This is a genomic window from Kitasatospora sp. NPDC091257, assembly GCF_044757675.1.
Taxonomy (GTDB): Bacteria; Actinomycetota; Actinomycetes; order Streptomycetales; family Streptomycetaceae; genus Kitasatospora; species Kitasatospora lactacystinica.
In genome coordinates this window covers 1-1,774 of the sequence record NZ_JBIVVI010001546.1, presented here as the reverse complement: position 1 = coordinate 1,774, position 1,774 = coordinate 1, and the positions used below count along the sequence as shown (strand labels likewise).

Sequence of the window (1,774 nt, the reverse complement as noted above, 5' to 3'; positions counted from 1 at the left end):
GGGTGGGGTCGCCGGCCCGGATCGGTGTACGAACCCAGTGCGGAGGTTCGGCCGCGGCGGGGGCGGGGAACGGCCTCCTCCCCCGCCCTCACGCCCGGTCCTCCCGCTGCGCGCGGTGGGCGGCGACGCGGACGCGGGTGGCGCAGCGCGGGGTGCAGTAGCACTGCGGGGTGCGGCGGCCGGTGTCGATGAAGAAGCGTTCGCAGCCCGGGGCGGCGCAGCGGCCCCAGGCGCAGCCGCCGCGTTCGCCGAGCCACAGGCCGAGGGCGAGGGCGGCGGTGGAGAGCAGCCAGTGGGTGAGGCCGGCGTCGGCGGGGGCGCGGGTGTGCGGCGCCGTCCTCGTCCGCCCGGACGGCCACATCGCCTGGCGGGCGCGGCAGGCTCCCGCCGAGGACGGGCGGCTGCTCGCCGTCCTGCGACGGGCGCCGTCCGCGCCGGACACCGGAACCTCCGAATGGCGATCTTCTGATGGACCGTCATAACAATTCGGCCGCAGGGGGAAACAGCACGCCGCCTCCCCGCCGTCCTGCCCATTCCGTTCCGGCTCCGACCCCGACCCCGGACCGCTGTACGGAGTGAAGTACGCCTGAAGGACGGTGAATTCGGGCTCGACCAGCCCCGGGGAGGATGCCAAGCAGCACCTCCGGTGGATGCCGCGGCCGGAGGCCCACCGACAGAATCGGTGCGAGGGGGCGGCGACGCGCGCCCGACAGGGGAGGGACGCAGGCATGACGCCACATCCGCGCACATCGAGGGCCGGTATCCGCTCGGCCGCCGCACTCCTGGCCGCCACCGCGCTGCTCGGCGCCGGCGCCACGACGGGCTTCGCCGCGCCCTCCGCCGGACTGCCGGTCGTGATCCAGCCCGCGGACGAGGAGGGGGAGTTCCTGCCGGAGGGCGCCGATTCCGCCGCGCTGCGCACCACGCTGCGGGGCATCGTCGACGCCGGCTCCTCGGCCGCCGTCGGCGAGGTCCGCCAGGACGGGCGGACCGTCTGGCGCGGGCGCGCCGGGGTGACCGACCCGGTCACCGGCGCGGCGGTGCCCGCGCGCGCCCGGTTCAGGATCGGCAGCGTCACCAAGACCTTCGTCGCCACCGTCGTGCTCCAGCTCTCCGCCGAGCGGCGCCTCGGCCTGGACGACCCGGTCGACGCCCGCCTTCCCGGCGCGGTGCCGAACGGCGCGGCCATCACCGTCCGCCAACTGCTCGACCACACCAGCGGGTTGTACAACTACACCGAAGCGCCCGGCATGGATCCCCAGGACGAGGACCAGTACCGCAGCTGGCTGGCCGGACCGCGCTGGCACACCTACCGGCCGGCCGACCTGCTCGCGCTCGCCAACGGCCGTGCCCCGTACTTCCCACCGGGGCAGGGCTGGCACTACTCCAACACCAACTACCTGCTCGCCGGCCTGCTCATCGAGAAGGTCACCGGCCGCCCCTGGCAGCGGGAGGTCGAGCAGCGGATCATCCGGCCACTGGGACTGCACGACACCACCATGCCCGGCCTGTCGCCGCTGCTGCCCGGCCCCCACGCCCACGGCTACGTGAAGCTCTCGACCGGGCCGGTGGACGTCACCGAGCTCAACCCGTCCGTTCTGGGCGCCGCCGGGCAGGGCATCTCCAGCGCCGCCGACCTCAACCGGTTCATCGCCGCCCTCCTGGACGGCCGACTGCTGCGCCCCGCCGAACTCGCCGAGATGACCAGGACGACGGACGCCGGACCGGGACGCGGCTACGGGCTGGGGACCGAGGAGCGCGTCGAGGAGCAGAC

General features: G+C 75.0%; 3 protein-coding genes. 2 read left to right on the top strand and 1 reads right to left on the bottom strand.

The genetic code is table 11. The features are described 5' to 3' along the window. Positions 1 to 88 precede the first annotated feature (88 nt). Positions 89 to 361 (bottom strand): CGNR zinc finger domain-containing protein, encoded by a 273-nt coding sequence (locus ACIQOV_RS40140; RefSeq protein ID WP_401055910.1) that lies wholly within the window; start codon positions 359 to 361, stop codon positions 89 to 91. On the opposite strand from ACIQOV_RS40140, the gene ACIQOV_RS40135 reads away from it, so the two are divergent. Continuing rightward, complete coding sequence (locus ACIQOV_RS40135) at positions 279 to 482, top strand: hypothetical protein (protein ID WP_401055908.1); 204 nt, start codon at positions 279 to 281, stop codon at positions 480 to 482. The genes ACIQOV_RS40140 and ACIQOV_RS40135 overlap by 83 nt on opposite strands. 246 nt (positions 483 to 728) lie before the next feature. Continuing rightward, positions 729 to 1,774, top strand: a 1,046-nt coding sequence (locus ACIQOV_RS40130; RefSeq protein WP_401055906.1) for a serine hydrolase domain-containing protein, incomplete at its 3' end; no start/stop codon positions are given.